This is a genomic window from Corynebacterium sp. ES2730-CONJ (assembly GCF_024834055.1).
Taxonomy (GTDB): Bacteria; Actinomycetota; Actinomycetes; order Mycobacteriales; family Mycobacteriaceae; genus Corynebacterium.
The window spans coordinates 16,269-36,100 of record NZ_JANUXZ010000007.1 but is presented as its reverse complement, the minus strand read 5'-3'; the positions used below and the strand labels follow the sequence as shown (position 1 = coordinate 36,100).

Below are 19,832 nucleotides of genomic sequence, written 5' to 3'. Positions count from 1 at the left end.
GAACACCCACGGCGGTTCTTTTTAAACCCAATCAGCCTCAACACTGTTAGCCTAGAGAGAGATTAATAACAGATGAGAAAGGCTCCACCTACGTTATGACCAGTGATAGTCACCACGGTGTACATATTGAAAAAATACCCACAAGATGGGGCGATTTTGATCAATTCCACCACATCACAAACTCTGCCTATATTGAATTGGCTCAAGAGGCTCGCCTCATTTACGCACAACGCGAATTTGGCAAGCGCGGACTCGATATTCCAGCTGCATTTGTGCGCAAGATTGAAGCTGAATACCTCCGACCCATCCTTTCCAATACCAAAGAGGTGACAGTAGAAACTCAGGTCATCGAGATTGGGAATACCTCCTTTTGTACTCGGCAAGTCATTAGAGATGCCGATGGGACAGTGGCATGCACCATCGACGTTGTTCAAGTGGCCGTCGATATTGTCACGGGGAGCCCGCGTCAGCTTAAAGATAGCGAAGTTAAGGTTCTTTCTCTTGCATAACAGCAATATATCCCTCGTTGTTACCGGAGGTTTAGGGGGACTTCGGTCCCTCATTGAGCGAGCGATACTTTTTGATGAGCACACATTCGTACGTCTTCAGCAAGTTGAATCAGGTGTCGAAGCTTTTGTACCCACGGGTTTTGGGGTACTTATCTCCAGAAGGGTGTCGGGCAGTATTAGCCGGAGTGGGGCGGTACTGCGCGCTGCTGACCTTTTCGGGCAAGGACCATACCCTACTCACGATGCCTCCTGGTCCGCGGGTGCGCTGCCTCGCGTCGAGGATTTTCAGCTGATCGACGAGATCCCCGCCGCTGCGGTTTATCAGCTCGCTACTCAAGGAAGCGCGCTGGCCCGACAATTCTCTGGTCCGCTTGGGCCACCACAATCGCTGATGAATCAAACCGTTATCACTGTGAGCAATGCCCACACCCAGGTAGAGATACCAATGCGAATGATTTTTGCTCTCCAAGCATTCGGACTCATTCCCACTGATAGCGCACCTATTGATATTCCGCGACACCTTCGCGTCTCCGGCTTAGGGGTGTGGATACGAGTAGACGCCCCCTATGGGAGCGCCTACTATACCTCTGCCGCAAATCTTTTGGGCCTTTAACGTTGGTTGATCAGCATATATGCTACCCGTGTCATATGAGAGTCGATAGCTTCACGAAGAGTGGGATCCAGATTTTCTTCTTCGTTAAGAGCGTTCGTCATCATCTCTAACCAACGTTTAGCCTCGACCTCTCCTATAGCAAAAGGTGCGTGACGCATCCGCAGCCTGGGATGTCCGCGGTTATCGCTATAGGTAGTGGGCCCACCCCAGTATTGTGCAAGGAAGGTCCTCAGACGCTCCTCGGCGCCCTCGAAATCGTCTGCAGGATACATTGGTCCGATGAGATCGTCAGTGCGAACCTGATGGTAGAAGCGGCGCACGACGCGGGTGAAAAACTCATTCCCACCCACTGCCTCGTAGAGAGTGCGGGGGTCTGTGTGGCTTGAGGGAGTATCGAGAGGAGAGGACATATTATTCATCTTCGATCTGATAGAAGTGACGGTAGGGTAGGGCAATATTGGCGGACCTTAGATTATTGAGTACACGTTGGTGAATATAGCGTTCGACGGTCCACTGCTTATCGGGGAGGGTGCGTACCCGGATGCGTAACTGGATATAATCCGCACCAATTTCGTTGACACCATCGATAAGCGGCTTATCCAAAATGAAACCCTTTAATTTCTCGGACTCGATGGCCTCGAGGGTGGTAGCCGCGAAGATCTCCATAGCACGCTCGATATCGGCGCGGTAGCTTATCGGCGCTGTGAGGTGAGCGATGGAATAATCTTGGCTGTAATTACCTATCCTCTGAATTTCACCGTTACGGATAAACCACAGTGTACCTTTGACATCGCGCACGGTAGTAAGGCGTAAAGATACCGCCTCGACTGTTCCGATTACTTCACCAGCATCGATAAAATCGCCCACCCCATACTGGTCCTCAATGAGCATGAAAATACCGGAAATAAAATCCTTCACCAATGTTTGGGCGCCAAAACCTAAGGCAACACCCGCGATGCCTGCAGAGGCAATTAGCGGGGCCACATTAACCCCGAGGATCCCTAAAATCGAAAGAGCCGCCCATGTCCACACGACAATACTCACTGCGCTTCGTGCGACGGAACTGAGAGTGCGGATCCGTGACTCACGCTGAGCCTGCTTCGTGACTTCCAGGGAGCTAAGAGCTTTGGTGAGCGCAGCGTATTCGTGCTGCGGTCTCGTCGAGCGGCTTAAGTGTACTTTCGCAGCTTTTTGGATGGCAAAGCGTAGTCCAGCGTGGAGAGCAACAGCTGCCACCAAGGTCAATATGATCTTGAGGGGAGCATTGACGAGCCAGTGCCAGATCACCGGGTGATCGGCTATAAATTGAGAAATTGTGTCCATGATTTACGCCATAGTAGTAAATATTCCCCGCCGCTTCTTAATAAGAGCAGCGACGGGGGAGTACGAGCTAGGCGGCATCGACAGCGCGATTTCTTATGGCGCGCTCCACCAGAGCCTGCTGCTCGGTAAGAATACGCCGGATACCGGCACTGATCGTATGTGAGTCGAGGAAGTTCTGGGTGCGCTTGACCCCTTCGGGGCTGATATCCCACGCGGGATACAGACCTGCGAGCACACCCTGGGCCACCTCGGAGGTGAGGTTATCCCATAACCATGGCACCTTTTCGAAGTATCGGTCATTGAGTTGCTGGAGCAGTTCTGGGCGGGCAAGACCCGTGAGTCCGGCCATTTTATAGCGCAGGGTGGTATTACTCAGCCGGTGGCCCTCTTCGGTGATTTCAGTAAAAACTGCAGCTTTATTGGTGGCGGTATTTTCAGATGCCCGCACTAAATGCGCATATAGTTTCCCCGTCGCCGAGGGATCAATGGTGCTCAGAGAAAGGATCTCTGCCTCCAGATCTGCCACTGCACCCGCCGCAACAAGCGCACGCAAGGCGCGCCACTGGAGTTGGTGATCGGCTACGAGCCCATTTAGTTCTGGTTCACCGTCGACGATGCTGCGCATGAGAGCCCGCCCCCTATCGTCTAAGGGGTTGGCGCACAGCTCTTGAACGAAGGCGAGTTGGGTATCAGATCCCGCTTCAGCGGCAGCAGCGGCGTCGATCAGTGCATTGCTGAAACGCGGTGCACCGGTGTCCTTGACCCACTGTGGATCGGCATAGACTTCGAGTGCCTGGGTGGCTTGGCCGAGAACGCGCTGGAGGACCGAGATTTCCGTTTCAATGGGAGCGCCGGTGATCACCAGGTCGACAAAGTCGCGGGCGCGCATGTCGCCTGCTCGTACCATTTCCCAGCACGCCGACCAGATAAGGGTGCGTGCCATGGGATCTGCAATTCGGTCGATATTTTTGGCAGCAAAGTCTCGAGAGTCCGCATCGAGCTTCATGAGACAGTAGGTGAGATCGTCGTCGTTAACGAGGACGAGATCGGCAGCTTGGTGGCCTATTAATTGGTCGAGTTCGACGCGCTCGCTGTCGATATCGACCTCGAGACGATCGGTGCGTACTACCTGCCCGTCGATCAACGAATAGAAGCCAATGGCAACGCGGTGTGTACGATATTCGCCGGCCCCTGGGTGCGCCCCAGACTGGGTAAGGGCGAAAGAGGTATAGCGATTATCCTGGACACTAAAATCCGCGCGCAGTTCATTAATTCCGGTAGTTTTGAGCCACTGCGCGGCCCAATCAGAGAGATCGCGTCCGGAACTGGCACTAAGAGCGTGTAAAAGATCAGCGAAAGTAGCATTACCGAAGGCATGATTGGCAAAGTGTTGGCGTACTCCAGCGAAGAATGCCTCACGGCCTACATAGGCCTGGAGCTGCTTGAGGACGGATGCGCCCTTGGCATAAGTTATGCCGTCAAAATTCTGTTCGGCGGTTTCCATATCGCTGGCATCGGTGGATATAGGGTGGGTTGACGGCAGCATATCCTGCTTATAGGCCCAGGCCTTGGTGTCGGTGGCAAAGGTGACCCACGCGGTATCGTATTGGGTGGCTTCCGACTGGGACACGCACGCGGCCCAGGTAGCAAAGGACTCGTTGAGCCAGAGGTCGTCCCACCACCGCATAGTAACCAAATCCCCAAACCACATATGAGCCATCTCATGCAGAATAGTTTCGCAACGTCGTTCGTAGGCGGTTCGTGTATTCTTCGAGGTGAAAATATACTCGTCGCGGAATGTGACAGCTCCGGCATTCTCCATGGCTCCCGCGTTGAATTCGGGGACAAAAAGCTGGTCGTATTTGCCGAAGGGGTACGCCATCCCAAAATTCTCATGGTAGAAGTCGAAGCCTTGCTTGGTCTCGAGGAAGATAGCATCGGCGTCCAGGTGATCACTTAAAGATTTCCGGCAGTAGATGGCCAACGGTATCTCTAACTCGGTGTGCTCAGCAGCAGGTGTCTCTTGGTGGTGGGTGAGAGTGCCGTGCCAGAGATCGGAGGCCATATGATAATCACCAGAGCATATGGCGACGAGGTAGGTAGACAGCGGGTAATCAATCTCGGAGGAGAAGGTTGCTACGCCCTTATCCGCTTCACTCATGACTTGCGGTGCATTGGTGATCACCTTCCAGTGCGCTGGGGCCGTGACATGGATGGAGTAGGTGGCTTTTAGATCGGGTTGATCGAAACACGCGAAGACGCGCTTGGCATCGGCTGGCTCAAACTGGGTATAGAAATATACTTCCTCGTCAACGGGATCAACAAAGCGGTGCAGACCTTGACCGGTATGGGAAAACTCCATGGTGGATACCACTGTGAGCTGATGGCTGCCCACCGAGAGATTATCGAGGGAGAGCCCGTTGGTAGCGTCGTACACGTTATCATTGCGCACAGCTTGGCGAGTGATATCCTCCCCATCCAACGTTACGCTGGACACCTCGGAGGCAACCAGATCGATGAAGGTGGATCCTTCCTCTTTGACCTCGAAATCAACAGTGGTGGTGGCGGGGAAGTGGGTATCACCAGTGATATCGATGTGGAAATCATAGTGCTTAATATGCAGCATTCGTGAGCGTTGAGCTGCTTCTACTTGAGTGAGATTGATAGAGGACATGATTCCTTCCACGTGGCTGATTATTAGTAGTCATTCTATTCTCCTCTAGGCGGGGTGCAAAGACTCGACGGTCATCGCTCGCCTGAGGCAAAAGGTCACTAGAGTGGTGATATACCCAGAAAATATAGAAAATACAGAAAATACAAGGATCAGAAAGGTCCCCTATGTCTACTCAATTGCTAAGTTTTTGGTTCGATGTCTCGTGCCCCTTCTGCTGGATCACCTCGCGATGGATTAAGGAAGTGGAAAAGGTTCGAGATATCGAGGTGACCTGGATTCCTATGTCGCTCTCGGTTCTCAATGAGGGCCGCGATCTCGACCCCGCATATATGCGCAAAATGGAGGCCAATTGGGGTCCTGCGCGCGTTTTTGCACAGGTTGCTGATACTCAACCTGAGAAAGTCGATGCCCTTTATACGGCACTCGGCACACTGATCCACCCAGGAGGTGAGGGTGCTAAGGAAGGTGACGGTGCCTACGATGAGCTCATTGTCAAAGCCTTGGAAGACGTTGGCTTAGATATATCTCTCGCCGATATTGCCCATTCCACCAAGGCTGATGAGAAATTGCGCGCCTACCATCAGTCGGCGATGGATGAGGTGGGCAATGATGTAGGGACCCCGGTAATCAAGTTGGGCGAGACTGCATTCTTTGGGCCAGTGTTGACGCGAATTCCACACGGGGAGGAAGCTGGCAGGGTTTTCGACGGTGCAATGGCGTTAGCGAATTACCCCCACTTTTTCGAACTGAAGCGCTCGCGGACAGAGTTCCCCGATTTTGATGAACGAAGAGGTTAGACTCATCGATATGCGTATTTATCTCGGAGCAGACCATGCTGGTTTCGCTATGAAAACACTCATCATTGACCATCTTAAGAATAATGGGCACGACGTCGTCGACTGTGGCGCCTTCGAATATGATGCCCTAGACGATTACCCTGCCTTTTGTCTCGCTGCGGCTAAGGCTGTGGTGGATGATCCAGGTTCCCTCGGCATTGTCCTTGGGGGGTCTGGAAATGGGGAGCAAATTGCTGCTAATAAGGTACCGGGTGCGCGCTGTGCTTTAGCGTGGAGTGTGGAGACGGCTAAGCTTGCCCGCGAGCATAATAATGCGCAACTCATTGGCATCGGCGGCCGGATGCATAGTGAACAAGAGGTTCTAGCCATCGTAGATGCTTTCCTAGCCCAATCATGGAGCGAGGAGCCCCGACATCAGCGCCGTATTGATATCCTGAGCGAATTTGAAGCAACCGGGCATTACCCAGAAGTGCCAGGAGCATAATAAAAAACCTCGAAGAGTAGTTCTTCGAGGTTTTTATTAAAAATCGAATCCGCCGCCGTCGAAAAATCCGCCGCCCATATCTCCGTCGAAAAATCCGCCACCGCCATCGTCGGGGAGAATATCGCCGTTACCTACAGTATCGCCACCAATATCGTGGCCGCCGTCGTAGGCGGCAGCGTCGGCGGCAGCGTCGGCGGCAGCGTCGGCGGCAGCGTCGGCGCCTGCCATTCCCCCAAACATGGATGAGAAGAGGACAGCCGAGCCCACGGCCCACATGCCCGTGTGTAGTGCACCCGCCCACCATGCGGTGGAGTACCAGCCGGCGGGAACCGGGCGCCCAGCCACCACACCACCTGGATAGTAATTGGGGGTGCGGTGCGTCGGGCGTGGGGAGGCGGTAATAGCCTGCCCCTCAAAGGTAATGGTACGCTCCTCGGTCACGCGACCGGCCTTTTGTTGCCCTTCGAGCAATGGGAGCGCGGGTCCAGCCGGTAGTTCCATGATCTCTCGAGCAGCTTGTATATAGTACAGACCCTCGAGGGCGGCCTCGCGAGCTAATGCTGCCTGTCTGGGAGTTTGGGCGGATTGAATTTGAGCGCTAGAGGCAGTGTGGCGCTCGGAGGCATCTGCAAGTGCTTGGGTGGAAGCCTTATCGGTACCAGATAGGGTCAGTATCTGGGAGCCCAGACGCTCATTCCAGTGCCGAGCTTCTGCGATGGCGTCGGAAAAGTCGGTAGCACTCAGTTCTGTGCTAGCGCTATTGCTGCGTAGGAGGACAACGATGAGAGCAATTATGAAGCCTAAGAGAATGGCGAATAACACAAATAATTCCTTGGATTGGTGTGAAAATCGTCTATTAATAAGAAGAACGTTTAACAGATAAAAAAGTTCCCCAAACGCGCCCAGTAGCACCGTTCGGGGATCGGATCAATTATAGGTTCGTCCTAAGAAACGCTATCCTTAGAGGGCTTCGCCGATTGTCGTTGATCGGTCCACTGCCTGATCTCCTCAGAGTCCCAGAGCGTGAGGCCGTGGTGCTTAGTCACTGGTTTGGGTGCGCGACCGCGACCGGCATAGCTTGTGAAGGTGCCCCTGGCGGTACCAGAAAACTGGGCGCACTCGATTGCGGTCCAGAGTTCGCGACCCGTATCAGCGTCAATGATGGTTGGCTTCATAGGAATAAATAATAATCCATCAAGGTCAAAAATAATAATACTTTACTAATTTATTATTTACTTCCCAGCTCAGCGAGATATATTCAGCATCGAGTGGTCTTTTTAGTGATTTTGCAGCGGTAGTAGCGGCAATGAGCAGTGCACGCCTGTGATGTAAAACGCCTTTATATGCGCCTACGTGTGCGCGTGGGCGTTAACTCGGCGGATACTGGGAAGGGTGGATGTGGCCGGTCGTGGGTCGCCCACCTTTACTCGGTCTTGTCGCGCGTGCTGCGTCCTCGAATTTTGCAAAATTTTCCGCTGTCGTTTAGGCTATTTCTGTGTTGCACAGAAGCGCAGCAAGTATATAGCAGAATATGGGAATGTCGTATAGTGGCTATTACCCCAGTCTTCCAAACTGGTGACGCGGGTTCGATTCCCGTCATTCCCTCCATAACTTAAGCCGCCTACAAGTAGACCACCGTCTTAGTAGTCGGCTTTTTTCTTTGCGCAACCCTCTTGGGCTATGAGGAAATAGCCCGCGTCAACGCCTGCAGTGTCGTCGAGGTTGTCAGGTCGAGAGGGACTATCCACAGGGTGGTTAGTGTATCAGCGGCCAAATATCACCGTCTGCGGCTTATCCCTATCTGTGTATTTAGGTGCGAGTCGTGGAGGCGGAAAGTACGGCGCGGCACGACATGCAATTCTCAAGTCTAAAATCTTCAAACCACTCCAGAAACTGTGGAGAAGTGGATCAAAACTAAAGTGCACGATGAACAGCGGTTTTGGTTTTTAATCTAATCCGTGGCACAATTCTTTACGTCGCTCAAAGCGGCTTGTCTGTTTAGGCAATCGGGACGTGGCGCAGCTTGGTAGCGCACCTGTTTTGGGTACAGGGGGTCGCAGGTTCAAATCCTGTCGTCCCGACCATAACCCCCGAGGAGCATATTTAACGAAATGCACCTCGGGGGTTTATAGTCAATATGCCCATATAATCTATATATAACAGGAGAGATCGCTCGTGAAGAGTTCCGTCGAAAAGCTGAACGATACCCGAGTCAAGCTGACTGTCGAGGTTCCGTTCGAGGAACTAAACAACGAGATCGACAAAGCTTATAAGGCTCTGGCCGCTCAGGTGAATATTCCCGGTTTCCGTAAAGGCAAGGCGCCACGCAAGCTTATCGACGCTCGCTTTGGACGCGGCCCAGTTTTGGAGCAGGTCATTAACGATATGCTGCCCGTACGCTACCAGCAAGCTGTAGCAGACAATGATCTGGCTGTTATCGGTCAACCCGACGTAGACGTTACCAAGATGGAAGACGGCGAACTCATCGAGTTCACTGCTGAGGTTGATATCCGCCCAGAGATCTCCCTCCCAGACTTCTCCGCTATGTCTGTTGAAGTACCAGCATTGAGCGATAACGCAGCCGAAGAGGCTGTGGAGGCGGAAATTGATCGTTTGCGCGAGCGCTTCGGCGAGCTTAGCGATACCCGACGCAAGCTCAAGACCAACGACTTCGCGATCATCAACCTGGTAGCTAGCGTTGACGGTAAGGAGATCGAGGAGTCCAAGGCTGATGACCTCACCTACCAGGTAGGCCAAGGCGATCTCATCGACGGCCTCGATACCGCTCTGCGCGGACTGAAGACCGGCGAAGAAGCCGAGTTCACCACAACACTCAATATCGCCGAGTATAAAGACCAAGAGGCCACCGTGAAGGTGACTGTCGTACAGACCAAGGAGCGCAAGCTGCCTGAACTCAATGACGAGTTCGTGCAAGAAGCCTCTGAATTTGACACGGTCGATGAGTTGCGCGAATCAACCGCTTCCCAGGTAGACGATCGCCTGAAGGCAGAGCAAGCCTCCGCCATCCGCGACGCTGTCTTAGAAGCAGCACTCAAGCAGTCAGAGTTCCCATTGCCTGAGTCCTTGGTTAAGGAGCAAGCCGAGAACGCTCTGCGCGGTACCTTCGGAGAAGCTGCTTCCAACGAGGCTGTTATCGATGAATACCTCAAGTCACAAGGTTCTTCCCTGGAGCAGTTCAAGGCAGAGGCTCATGAGAACGCCGAGAAGAATGTTCGCAACCAGCTCTTCCTAGACGTGTTGGCCGAGCAAGAAAATCCTGAAGTATCCCAGTCCGAGCTCACCGATCATATTCTGTTCACTGCGCAGGCCTATGGCATGGACCCGAACCAGTTCGTGCAGTCCTTACAGCAGGCTGGCCAGATCGGAGCGCTCTTTGCTGACGTCAAACGCGGTAAGGCCCTTGCGGCTGCTATCTGTCGTGTCACCGTCACCGACGACTCCGGCGCCAGCATTAACCCCGAAGACTACTTTGGTCTCGAGGACGAGCCCGAGGAAGAAGAAAACTAAAGCTCTCCCCATAGCCCGGAAGATTTCCCATTACCAGTAGCTGGGAAATCTTCTGGGCTTTTTCCTTAGCTATCCGCTTATAGCGAACAAGGAGGTGTATTACCCTTCTTGGGCGGTAAGGTGGAAGAAACTAGAGAAATTTCACGATACAAGGAGTTTAATCATGAGCGAGCAGTTAACGACGATGTCCGCCCAGCCGGGTTTAAATTTAGGCGATTCCGTATTCGAGCGTCTCTTACGCGAGCGGATTATTTTCCTCGGTACCGAGGTGAACGACGAGATTGCCAATAAGCTCTGTGCGCAAATTCTGCTGCTCTCCGCAGAAGATCCCACGCGCGATATTTCGCTCTATATCAACTCCCCTGGTGGCTCCGTCACTGCGGGTATGGCCATCTATGACACCATGAAATATTCGCCGTGTGATATCGCAACCTATGGCATGGGGCTTGCAGCTTCGATGGGTCAATTCCTGCTGTCCGGTGGAACCCCAGGCAAGCGCTATGCGCTGCCCCATGCGCGTATCATGATGCACCAGCCATCGGCAGGTGTTGGTGGTACCGCTGCTGATATCGCTATTCAAGCCGAACAGTTCGCCCAAACTAAGCGCGAAATGGCAGAACTGATTGCTGAGCACACGGGCCAGTCCTTTGAGCAAATCACCAAGGACTCGGATCGTGACCGTTGGTTTACTGCCACAGAGGCTAAAGAGTACGGCCTCGTGGACCACGTCATCACTCTGGCACAGGGCCCGATTGCTAACTAGAAGCACACCGTAAAAGGAAATTGGAGAAATGAATTCTATGAAACACGGCCTCGAGATGCCTTCCGCCCGTTACGTGCTTCCCAGCTTCGTGGAGCAGTCGGCCTATGGGACAAAAGAAACCAACCCCTATGCCAAACTGTTCGAGGAACGCATTATCTTCCTGGGCTCGCAGGTGGACGATACTTCAGCTAATGATATTATGGCGCAGCTCCTCGTCCTTGAAGGTATGGATCCGGACCGAGATATCACCATGTACATCAATTCGCCCGGCGGTTCTTTTACCTCGCTGATGGCCATTTATGACACCATGCAGTATATCCGACCCGATGTGCGGACCGTGTGCCTCGGCCAGGCAGCATCCGCAGCCGCGGTACTACTCGGTGCCGGCGCCCCAGGTAAGCGTGCAGCCCTACCAAATGCCCGTATCCTCATTCACCAGCCCGCTACCGAGGGCTCACGCGGCCAAGTTTCTGATTTGGAAATTCAGGCTGCCGAGATCGAGCGCATTCGAACCCAAATGGAGCAGACGCTAGCCCGTCACACCGGACGCACACCGGAACAGATTCGCATCGATACAGACCGAGATAAAATTCTCACCGCAGCAGAGGCCAAGGATTATGGTCTTATTGATGAAGTCTTCGACTATCGCAAGCTCAATCCGTAGACTCTTGCTAGAGCCAGCCCGCCACGTGGATATTCCCGTGGCGGGTTGTTTCGATGCTGCCTCATCCAGGTAGCATCGACTAAAGTAAGTAGAGCACCCTTCAACGATGTGAAAGCGAAATCTTTATCTCTTATGACAACGCACAAGCACAGTAGCTCTGACCTCCTCAAGTGCTCTTTCTGTGGAAAGAGCCAAAAGCAAGTGAGAAAACTCATTGCTGGCGGTGGCGTATTCATTTGTGATGAATGTGTGGAGCTGTGTAATGAAATCATGGAGGAGGAGCTAGGATCCGGCCATGAGAGCGAGGAAAAGGATTCCAGTCTACCTAAGCCCTCGCAAATCTCTGCCTTCCTCGACGAATTTGTGATTGGACAAACCGCTGCCAAGCGCACATTGAGTGTGGCAGTGTACAACCACTACAAGCGAATCAAAGCAGAGGAAACCCGCTCGCTGTCTTCGCGCAAGGCTGAAGAAGAGACGGAGCTCGAGAAGTCGAATATTCTTCTGCTTGGCCCCACCGGATCCGGTAAGACATATTTGGCGCAAACCCTGGCGCGCAAACTCGATGTGCCCTTTGCTATCGCCGATGCCACAAGCCTGACTGAGGCTGGCTATGTGGGCGAAGACGTTGAGAATATTTTGCTGAAATTACTGCAAGCGGCTGATTTCGATGTGGAGCGGGCTCAACGCGGAATCATCTACGTTGACGAGATTGATAAGATTTCACGCAAATCCGAAAACCCCTCAATCACCAGGGATGTGTCCGGTGAAGGCGTCCAGCAGGCATTGCTAAAAATTCTCGAAGGAACGGTGGCTGCCATTCCGCCCCAAGGTGGACGCAAGCACCCCAATCATGAACTTATTCACATGGATACGTCAAAGATTCTCTTTATCGTGGCAGGTGCTTTTGCCGGCCTCGACAAGGTCATTGAGGAACGAGTATCTAAGCGCAGCCTAGGCTTCGGCGCTGATATTAAGAGCCGGGAGGAACGGGAGAACTCTGATATTCTGCGCCAGGTTCAGCCAGAAGATCTGGTTAAATTCGGCCTCATCCCAGAATTTATTGGCCGCTTGCCCATCGTGGCGTGGGTCGATCACCTTGATAAGCAATCATTGGTAGATATCCTTACCAAGCCGCGCAATGCTTTAGTTAATCAGTACCGTCGTCTCTTCGAGATGGATGGTGTCAATCTTGAATTTGAGCCGGAAGCCTTAGAAGTTGTGGCTGAGCAGGCTCTAGAGCGTAAAACCGGAGCTCGTGGCCTGCGCGCCATCATGGAGGAGATCCTCGGGGAAACTATGTTTGAAATTCCCGACTCCTCAGATATCTCTCAAGTTGTGATCACAGCAGAGGCGGCCCGCAAAGAGGGCTCACCGAAGATCGTCAACGCCGACCCCTATCAGTTCATCGCCTAAAAGAGATCAGATCCGAAGTTGTAGTTTTCGCTCCCAGTGTCATAGTGAGGAAAATCCAATACCTCGCCGGTCTCCAAATTGGCACTGGAGCTTAAATAAGAGGTTTGCTCTGGGGTTTTGAGATGTGAGGTGAGGAAGGCCAACACGCTGTCAGCGGCCATGCGCGCCATTCCTTGAGTATTAGCTTCGTTGAGCAGATCCACGTTATACAGATTAATGGTGGTCTCATGGGTGATCACGCGGAAAACGGCGAGCGAAGAAATGAGCGTAAATACGTCCTGGGCTGAGATACCGGGGCGGAATGCTCCGGCGTCCTGACCGAGCATCAGGAGTTTGTCCAATTGGAGAGTGATCGCTGATTGGTCCATGAGTGGGGGGAGTTCATGGATATGGAGGTAGTGCATGATATTTTCCAGGCACAGAAGGCGAATTGCCTCCGGGTGCTGACAGAAGCGAGTAAATACTGCTTCTACCACCTTGCGAACGCCGTCGACTGGCACCTGAGAATCTAACTCGAGCTCCTCAACGGGAGGTCGGAGGTAGTGGATGCAGAGGGCGAGGCTGCGGTGGTAGAGCCCCTTTTTATCGCCGAAGTGATAGTGAATCATGCGCTTGGACATGCCAGATTCTTTAGCAATAGCTTCGAGTTTCGTATCGGTAAACCCCAGTTCGGAGAATTTCTTTAGAGCGATATCGAGAACGAGTTCAGGTGTAGCTTCGGAGACGGAAGAATCTGAGGCCGCCTGGGGCTCCGAGGGATGAGTGATGGCCTTGTCCTTGGACACTCCGGATCTCCTTGGGTTGAATGGGATATAGATGATAGTCAGGGAGAAGCGCAATAATCGTGGATTATCCCTGATAATGCGGTGACATAAGTCGATGCGATCGTCGAAGCGATCGCGAAAGAGATCACCGTAAAAACTAGGCTTCTGCCCTAAATGTAATTTAGCTGATGAGTCTTCTTTTGTACTTATGGGAACCGTTGCGTCCTATTATAGGACGTCTTTCGGGGGTGATTTTCAACTTTTCGGCCGGTAGTTAAGAAATTTTTGGGAAATAGTTCTTCGTTTCTCAGATAGCATGTTTTATTGACAATGGGGTGTGAGCAATCTCTTAGCGGCAATAGCTGGCATTCGGGGCTTCTTCTAGTTTTTCCCTCACCACACTATTAGGCTGAAAGTTGTCATGTGCGCGCCAACTATGCGCCGACGCCTTATTGCCTAAGACAGGTAGATCAACCAGTCTTTAACTATTTTCCCAAGGAGTATCCATGAGTCATCAGACTAAGAAGATCGCCGTTACTGGTGGAGCAGGTCAAATTTCCTATTCGCTTCTGTGGCGCATTGCCAACGGCGATGTCTACGGCCCCAACACCCCTATTGAGCTGAACCTTCTGGAGATCCCACAGGCAGTCGGTGCCGCTGAGGGCGTAGCTATGGAGCTCAACGACTCAGCCTTCCCCCTACTGAAGAAAGTGACTGTCAGTGATAAAGCCGACGTGGCCTTCGACGGCGTCAGCGCAGCCTTCCTGGTTGGTGCTAAGCCACGTGGTGCCGGAGAAGAGCGCGCTGATTTGCTCGCTGCCAACGGCAAGATATTTGGACCACAGGGCAAGGCCATTAACGACCATGCTGCCGATGATATTCGCGTTCTGGTCGTGGGTAACCCCGCCAATACCAATGCGCTCATCGCTATGCATGCCGCCCCTGATGTCCCCAATGACCGCTTCAATGCCATGATGCGCCTCGACCATAACCGCGCTATTTCTCAGCTTGCTGAGAAGCTCGACTGCGATAAGACCGAACTCGAAAAGGTCGTTGTGTGGGGTAACCACTCCGCTACTCAGTTCCCGGATATCACCTATGCCACCATGGGAGATAAGAAGCTCACCGATCTCATCGACCACGAGTGGTACGTTGACCAGTTCATCCCACGAGTAGCTAAGCGCGGCGCTGAGATCATCGAGGTTCGCGGCAAATCCTCAGCCGCCTCTGCTGCATCATCCGCCATCGACCATATGCACGATTGGATTAACGGCTCCAAGGGTTGGGCTACCGCCGCAATTCCATCCGATGGCTCCTATGGTGTGCCCGAGGGCATTATCTACGGTTTCCCCACAATCTCCCACAATGGACAGTGGGAGATTGTGCAGGATCTCGAGCTGTCCGAGTTCCAAAAAGAGCGCATTGCTGCCAATGCCAAGGAGCTGCAAGAAGAACGCGACGCTGTCGCTGACCTGCTCAAGTCCTAGCGAGTAGATGAGATGGTGCCCAGGGTTTTCCTCCTGGGCACCTTTTCTTTGTCCCCCATAGGGAATTATCTAAGATGGTGGGCATGGCTGAAAATAATCGTGCAGATAAGTTGCCCAAAAATTGGGACCCGCAAGCGGTCGAATCCGAGTTATATGAGAATTGGGTCAACAAGGGATATTTCACCCCTGATGCCCACTCTTCAAAGCCCGGCTACTCCATTATGATTCCGCCGCCCAATGTCACCGGCCAACTGCATATGGGCCATGCCCTCGACCACACCCTGATCGATGTGGTCGCTCGCCGCAAGCGCATGCAAGGCTATGAGGTCCTCTGGATGACAGGTATGGACCACGCTGGTATTGCCACCCAGTCCAAGGTGGAGGCCAAACTCTTCGAGGAGGAGGGGAAGAAGCGCTGGGATTATGAGCGCGATGAGTTTATCGCCAAGGTCTGGGAGTGGAAAGAGCAATTCGGCGGAACCATTGGCACCCAGATGCGCGCCTTGGGTGACTCAGTTGACTGGTCGCGCGAACGCTTCACCCTAGATGCGGGGCTATCGCGCGCTGTGCAGACTATTTTCAAAAGCCTTTTCGATCGTGGCTTGATTTACCAAGCTAATCGCCTCGTCAACTGGTCTCCAGTACTGGAAACAGCTATCTCCGATATCGAGGTCGTGTACAAGGACGTCGAGGGTGAATTAGTGTCCATCCGTTATGGCTCACTCAACGATGATGAACCCCACGTTATCGTAGCCACCACGCGGGTAGAAACAATGCTTGGCGACGTCGCCGTGGCCGTACACCCCGAAGACGAGCGATACCGAGAGTTGGTGGGCACCACTTTGCCTCACCCATTTCTCAACGATCGCCAATTGATCGTTATCGCCGATGACTACGTCGATCCTGAATTTGGCACCGGCGCTGTCAAGATCACCCCCGCTCACGATCCCAACGACTACGCCATGGGTCAGCGACATGATCTGGAGATGCCCAATATTTTCGACTCCACGGGGCATATTGCTCATACTGGCACTGAGTTTGATGGCCTGGATCGTTTTGAGGCGCGGGTAAAAATCCGTGAGGCACTTGCCGCACAAGGGCGCATTGTCAAGGAGCAACGCCCCTATATTCACTCGGTAGGTCACTCCGAACGCTCCGGAGAACCCATCGAGCCGAGGCTGTCACTGCAGTGGTACGTCAAGGTTGATGAACTTGCTCTCATGGCGGGCGATGCAATTCGAGAGGGCGATACCGTTATTCACCCGAAGTCAGCGGAGCCGCGCTATTTCGAGTGGGTCGATGATATGCACGACTGGTGCATTTCCCGCCAATTGTGGTGGGGCCACCGTATTCCCATCTGGTACGGCCCGAATGATGAGATTGTCTGTGTTGGTCCCGATGAGCAACCCCCAGCAGGCTACACACAGGACCCCGATGTTTTGGATACCTGGTTCAGTTCGGCACTGTGGCCGTTTTCCACCCTAGGTTGGCCGGAAAATACCCCAGAATTGCAGAAATTCTATCCCACCTCGGTGCTCATGACCGGTTACGATATTCTTTTCTTCTGGGTCGCCAGAATGATGATGTTCGCGACCTTCGCATCGTCGATAAGTGAAGAGACCCTCAATGGTGGGGCAGCGGGGCGCCCGCAGATACCATTTACCGATATCTTCTTACACGGACTGGTGCGCGACGAGCACGGCCGCAAGATGAGTAAATCGCTCGGTAATGGCATCGACCCCATGGACTGGGTGCGCGATTACGGCGCCGATGCACTGCGCTTTACCCTAGCTCGTGGTGCCAACCCTGGCGTAGATTTGCCTGTTGGAGCCGATTCCGCTCAAAGCTCGCGAAACTTCGCCACCAAACTCTTCAACGCCACCAAATTTGCACTCCTCAACGGTGCTCGCATTGGTGACCTTCCCGCCCGCGAGGAGCTGACAGACGCCGATCGATGGATCCTAGACCGCCTCGAAGACGTGCGCGACCACGTTGATTCCTATCTTGACCGCTATCAATTCGCCAAAGCTCACGAGCTGCTGTACCAGTTCACGTGGGGAGAGTTCTGCGACTGGTATCTCGAGATCGCCAAGGTGCAGATTCCGCGCGATTTCTCCCAGGCAAGTCCTAGCGAGCAGCAGCGTGGCAAGAATACCCAGGTAGTTTTAGGTCGCGTGCTCGATGCCGTGCTGCGATTGCTCCACCCAGCTATGCCGTTCGTGACTGAAACCTTGTGGAAGGCTCTTAGCGATGAGGAATCACTGGTTATCAGTGCCTGGCCCACCACAGAGCTCACCAATGGGGGAGCACCGCGGGATGATATCGCAGCTCGTCGGATCGCAGATATAGAAAAACTCGTCACCGAAATTCGCCGCTTCCGTTCCGATCAAGGCGTTAAACCGAGCCAAAAGGTACCCGCTGCTGTTGATTTCGCCGCCGCTGACCTGATTGATCAAGAAACCGTGGTGCGTACCCTCGCTAAACTCGATCACCCGAATGAGGATTTCCAGGCCTCAGCCACCCTCGAGGTGCGCTTAGAGGCGGGAACAATAACGGTCTCCCTCGATACCTCTGGAACCGTGGACAAGGAAGCAGAGTGCAAGCGCTTAGAGAAAGATCTCGCCTCAGCTACCAAGGAATTGGAAGGAACCACGAAGAAACTCTCCAACGAGGCCTTCCTCGCTAAGGCTCCAGATGCTGTGGTGGAGAAGATTCGCACTCGCCAGCACCTCGCTGCGGAAGAAGTAGCTAGGATCAGCCGCAAACTGGAAGAGCTACGCTCATGAGTTCACCCTCCGACCAGCCAGATACCAGCCAAGAAGCGGGCTATGCGCACCTTGCTGAAGCAGATTTAGGGGGTGAGGATTTCCAGGTCAGTGCCGCGCTTGCCGGTGAGGAAGGCGAGCCTGTGACCTTAGGTGATCTCACCCTTAAGGAGTCGGGCCTCGAGTTGCCATTGACGATCGCAGCGAAACCCGAGCCGCCAGCCCTCGAGATCACTCATGAGGATATGCGCGCGCTTAAAGAGGTCGAAGCCGAGCTTGACCAGCGTTTCAATGAAACAATAATCGATCCGACCTTAGATCGGATCGAATTCCTCATGGATCTCCTCGGACACCCAGAGCGCAGTTTTCCAGCTATCCACATCGCTGGCACTAACGGAAAAACCTCCACAGTTCGAATGGTGGAATCACTACTTCGGGCTTTCCACCGGCGCACTGGGCGCACCACGAGTCCGCATTTGCAGTTGGTTACTGAACGCATTGCTATCGATGGACGCCCGATCCACCCCCGCGATTATGTGCGTATTTTCGAAGAAATCCGCCCCTACGTGGAGATGGCTGATGCCCACAGCGAGGCAGCTGGAGGGCCAAAGCTCTCCAAATTTGAGGTCCTCACAGCCATGGCCTATGCAGCCTTTGCTGATGCTCCGGTGGATGTGGGGGTAGTAGAAGTCGGTTTGGGGGGTCGGTGGGATGCCACCAATGTGATCAATGCTGAGGTGGCCGTGATCATGCCCATAGGCATCGATCACACAGAATACTTAGGGGACACCATCGCCAATATCGCCCAGGAGAAAGCGGGGATTATTAAAACTCGATGGGATCTCGACGATCTACTCGCCCCTAAAGAAAACGTTGCTATTATCGCTGAACAAGAGCCCGAAGCGATGCGGGCGATCTTGGAGTATGCCGTAGATATCGACGCATCAGTCGCTCGGGCAGGGCAGGAATTTTCGGTCATAGAATCCCGCGTTGCTGTCGGAGGTCAGCAACTCACCCTACGCGGACTGGCGGGAGACTATGAGGACATTTTTCTACCACTCTCAGGTGAGCACCAAGCTCGCAATGCAGCTGTAGCCCTCGCCGCGGTGGAGGCCTTCTTTGGGGCCGGCCCTGGCCGCAGCCTCGATCTCAACACGGTAAAGGAAGGCTTCGCCACAGTTCAAAGTCCGGGTCGGCTGGAGCGGGTTCGATCGGCCCCCACAGTATTTATCGACGCCGCCCATAATCCCCACGGGGCGCGTGCACTCGCAACCGCTCTCGAGCGAGACTTTGACTTCCAGCGTCTTATCGGAGTGCTAGCGATCTTAGGCGACAAGGACGCCCGAGGAATTCTTGCAGCTCTAGAGCCCCACCTCGATGAGATCGTCGTCACCCAAAACTCCAGCCCAAGGGCCCTTGATATGAGGGATCTTTACGACCTCGCGGTGGGAATTTTCGGCGAAGAGCGAGTCCATACGGCTCGCGGTCTCGATGGTGCCATTGAATTAGCCGTAGGATTAGCTGAAGACGCCGATATCCAATCTGGTTCAGGGGTTCTTATTACTGGATCAGTTGTAACCGCCGGTGAGGCACGTACCCTGTTTGCAAAGGAGCCAATCTAATATGGCAGAAAACCCCGCCCCCGTTGGCCCCTTAGGAATGGGGCACAAGCCCGTCAACGATCCCCTCAAAGGCCTTCGCGGCGTGATGGCGGGGGCCATGGGGATGGAATCTATTACGTTCTACCTCGTCCTCACCGTCATTCTACGGGTGGATAACGGGGCCTACTGGACCACCTTTAACTGGGTATCGGTTGTGGTTGTCGCCACGGCGATGCTGGTCATGAGCTTCTTGCAGGGAAAGACATGGGCAATTCCAGTCAATATTGGGCTTCAGGTGCTGGGCATTCTCGGATTCTTTATCCACCCATCAATGGGCATTATAGGTATCTTCTTCGCTCTCGTGTGGTGGTATATTCTGCACCTGCGCAAGAATCTACTTGAACGTATGAAGCGCGGACTCTTGACCACCCAGCACCTTTAGCA

Annotated in this window: 18 protein-coding genes and 2 tRNA genes; 14 read left to right on the top strand and 6 right to left on the bottom strand. The window is 53.5% G+C overall.

What is annotated here, in order from left to right:
- Window positions 1-95 precede the first annotated feature (95 nt).
- Together NXS13_RS08595 and NXS13_RS08590 are read left to right on the top strand one after the other, a co-directional pair.
- A complete protein-coding gene (locus NXS13_RS08595) occupies window positions 96-509 on the top strand; it encodes a thioesterase family protein (RefSeq protein ID WP_259080205.1) in 414 nt (137 codons plus the stop codon).
- Window positions 502-1,122, top strand: a complete 621-nt coding sequence (locus tag NXS13_RS08590; RefSeq protein ID WP_259080206.1) for a hypothetical protein — start codon at window positions 502-504, stop codon at window positions 1,120-1,122. Before NXS13_RS08595 ends, NXS13_RS08590 begins: the two co-directional genes overlap by 8 nt.
- On the opposite strand, the gene NXS13_RS08585 is transcribed toward NXS13_RS08590, so the two are convergent.
- From NXS13_RS08585 to pepN, 3 genes are all read right to left on the bottom strand, one after another.
- On the bottom strand, window positions 1,119-1,532 hold the full coding sequence (locus NXS13_RS08585) for a globin (protein WP_259080207.1): 414 nt from the start codon (window positions 1,530-1,532) through the stop codon (window positions 1,119-1,121). The genes NXS13_RS08590 and NXS13_RS08585 overlap by 4 nt on opposite strands.
- A 1-nt stretch (window position 1,533) precedes the next feature.
- The gene (locus NXS13_RS08580) at window positions 1,534-2,445 is read right to left on the bottom strand and encodes a mechanosensitive ion channel family protein (protein ID WP_259080209.1); all 912 of its coding nucleotides are present in this window, start codon (window positions 2,443-2,445) and stop codon (window positions 1,534-1,536) included.
- Between the two features lie 67 nt (window positions 2,446-2,512).
- Window positions 2,513-5,119: an aminopeptidase N gene (gene pepN / locus NXS13_RS08575; RefSeq protein ID WP_259289633.1), complete on the bottom strand. Its 2,607-nt coding sequence runs from the start codon at window positions 5,117-5,119 to the stop codon at window positions 2,513-2,515.
- A gap of 164 nt (window positions 5,120-5,283) precedes the next feature.
- On the opposite strand from pepN, the gene NXS13_RS08570 reads away from it, so the two are divergent.
- Together NXS13_RS08570 and NXS13_RS08565 are read left to right on the top strand one after the other, a co-directional pair.
- Entirely contained in the window at window positions 5,284-5,916 is a 633-nt protein-coding gene (locus tag NXS13_RS08570) for a DsbA family protein (RefSeq protein WP_259289632.1), read from the top strand.
- Between the two features lie 10 nt (window positions 5,917-5,926).
- Window positions 5,927-6,400 carry a ribose-5-phosphate isomerase gene (locus NXS13_RS08565; RefSeq protein WP_259080216.1) on the top strand — a complete coding sequence of 158 codons (474 nt, stop codon included), beginning with the start codon at window positions 5,927-5,929 and terminating at the stop codon, window positions 6,398-6,400.
- 36 nt (window positions 6,401-6,436) lie between these two features.
- Here NXS13_RS08565 and NXS13_RS08560 read toward each other — a convergent pair whose 3' ends face one another.
- Together NXS13_RS08560 and NXS13_RS08555 are read right to left on the bottom strand one after the other, a co-directional pair.
- Window positions 6,437-7,222, bottom strand: a complete 786-nt coding sequence (locus NXS13_RS08560) for a DUF1542 domain-containing protein (RefSeq protein ID WP_259289631.1) — start codon at window positions 7,220-7,222, stop codon at window positions 6,437-6,439.
- Window positions 7,223-7,344: 122 nt separating this feature from the next.
- Complete coding sequence (locus NXS13_RS08555) at window positions 7,345-7,575, bottom strand: AlpA family transcriptional regulator (RefSeq protein WP_259080218.1); 231 nt, start codon at window positions 7,573-7,575, stop codon at window positions 7,345-7,347.
- A gap of 358 nt (window positions 7,576-7,933) precedes the next feature.
- Between NXS13_RS08555 and NXS13_RS08550 the strand changes: the two genes are divergently transcribed.
- The 6 genes from NXS13_RS08550 (at window position 7,934) to clpX (ending at window position 12,771) form a co-directional block, all read left to right on the top strand.
- Window positions 7,934-8,008, top strand: a tRNA-Gly gene (locus NXS13_RS08550).
- A gap of 399 nt (window positions 8,009-8,407) precedes the next feature.
- A tRNA-Pro gene (locus NXS13_RS08545) sits at window positions 8,408-8,484 on the top strand.
- Between the two features lie 91 nt (window positions 8,485-8,575).
- Window positions 8,576-9,928 carry a trigger factor gene (gene tig, locus NXS13_RS08540; RefSeq protein WP_259080221.1) on the top strand — a complete coding sequence of 451 codons (1,353 nt, stop codon included), beginning with the start codon at window positions 8,576-8,578 and terminating at the stop codon, window positions 9,926-9,928.
- A 163-nt stretch (window positions 9,929-10,091) separates the two neighbouring features.
- Entirely contained in the window at window positions 10,092-10,691 is a 600-nt protein-coding gene (locus NXS13_RS08535) for an ATP-dependent Clp protease proteolytic subunit (protein WP_259080223.1), read from the top strand.
- A gap of 37 nt (window positions 10,692-10,728) precedes the next feature.
- The gene (locus NXS13_RS08530) at window positions 10,729-11,355 is read left to right on the top strand and encodes an ATP-dependent Clp protease proteolytic subunit (RefSeq protein ID WP_259080261.1); all 627 of its coding nucleotides are present in this window, start codon (window positions 10,729-10,731) and stop codon (window positions 11,353-11,355) included.
- A gap of 132 nt (window positions 11,356-11,487) precedes the next feature.
- Window positions 11,488-12,771, top strand: a complete 1,284-nt coding sequence (clpX, locus tag NXS13_RS08525) for an ATP-dependent Clp protease ATP-binding subunit ClpX (protein ID WP_259080225.1) — start codon at window positions 11,488-11,490, stop codon at window positions 12,769-12,771.
- On the opposite strand, the gene NXS13_RS08520 is transcribed toward clpX, so the two are convergent.
- Window positions 12,768-13,538 carry a TetR family transcriptional regulator gene (locus tag NXS13_RS08520; RefSeq protein WP_259080262.1) on the bottom strand — a complete coding sequence of 257 codons (771 nt, stop codon included), beginning with the start codon at window positions 13,536-13,538 and terminating at the stop codon, window positions 12,768-12,770. The two genes, clpX and NXS13_RS08520, sit on opposite strands and share 4 nt — an antisense overlap.
- A gap of 503 nt (window positions 13,539-14,041) precedes the next feature.
- Here NXS13_RS08520 and NXS13_RS08515 point away from each other — a divergent pair.
- The 4 genes from NXS13_RS08515 to NXS13_RS08500 all read left to right on the top strand — a co-directional run bounded on the left by NXS13_RS08515 (window position 14,042) and on the right by NXS13_RS08500 (window position 19,830).
- Window positions 14,042-15,022 carry a malate dehydrogenase gene (locus NXS13_RS08515; protein ID WP_259289630.1) on the top strand — a complete coding sequence of 327 codons (981 nt, stop codon included), beginning with the start codon at window positions 14,042-14,044 and terminating at the stop codon, window positions 15,020-15,022.
- Window positions 15,023-15,105: 83 nt separating this feature from the next.
- Window positions 15,106-17,808 carry a valine--tRNA ligase gene (locus tag NXS13_RS08510; protein ID WP_259080230.1) on the top strand — a complete coding sequence of 901 codons (2,703 nt, stop codon included), beginning with the start codon at window positions 15,106-15,108 and terminating at the stop codon, window positions 17,806-17,808.
- The gene (locus NXS13_RS08505; RefSeq protein ID WP_259289629.1) at window positions 17,805-19,409 is read left to right on the top strand and encodes a folylpolyglutamate synthase/dihydrofolate synthase family protein; all 1,605 of its coding nucleotides are present in this window, start codon (window positions 17,805-17,807) and stop codon (window positions 19,407-19,409) included. The genes NXS13_RS08510 and NXS13_RS08505 overlap by 4 nt, the downstream gene beginning before the upstream one ends.
- A gap of 1 nt (window position 19,410) precedes the next feature.
- Window positions 19,411-19,830 carry a DUF4233 domain-containing protein gene (locus NXS13_RS08500; RefSeq protein WP_259080233.1) on the top strand — a complete coding sequence of 140 codons (420 nt, stop codon included), beginning with the start codon at window positions 19,411-19,413 and terminating at the stop codon, window positions 19,828-19,830.
- Window positions 19,831-19,832: the final 2 nt, after the last annotated feature.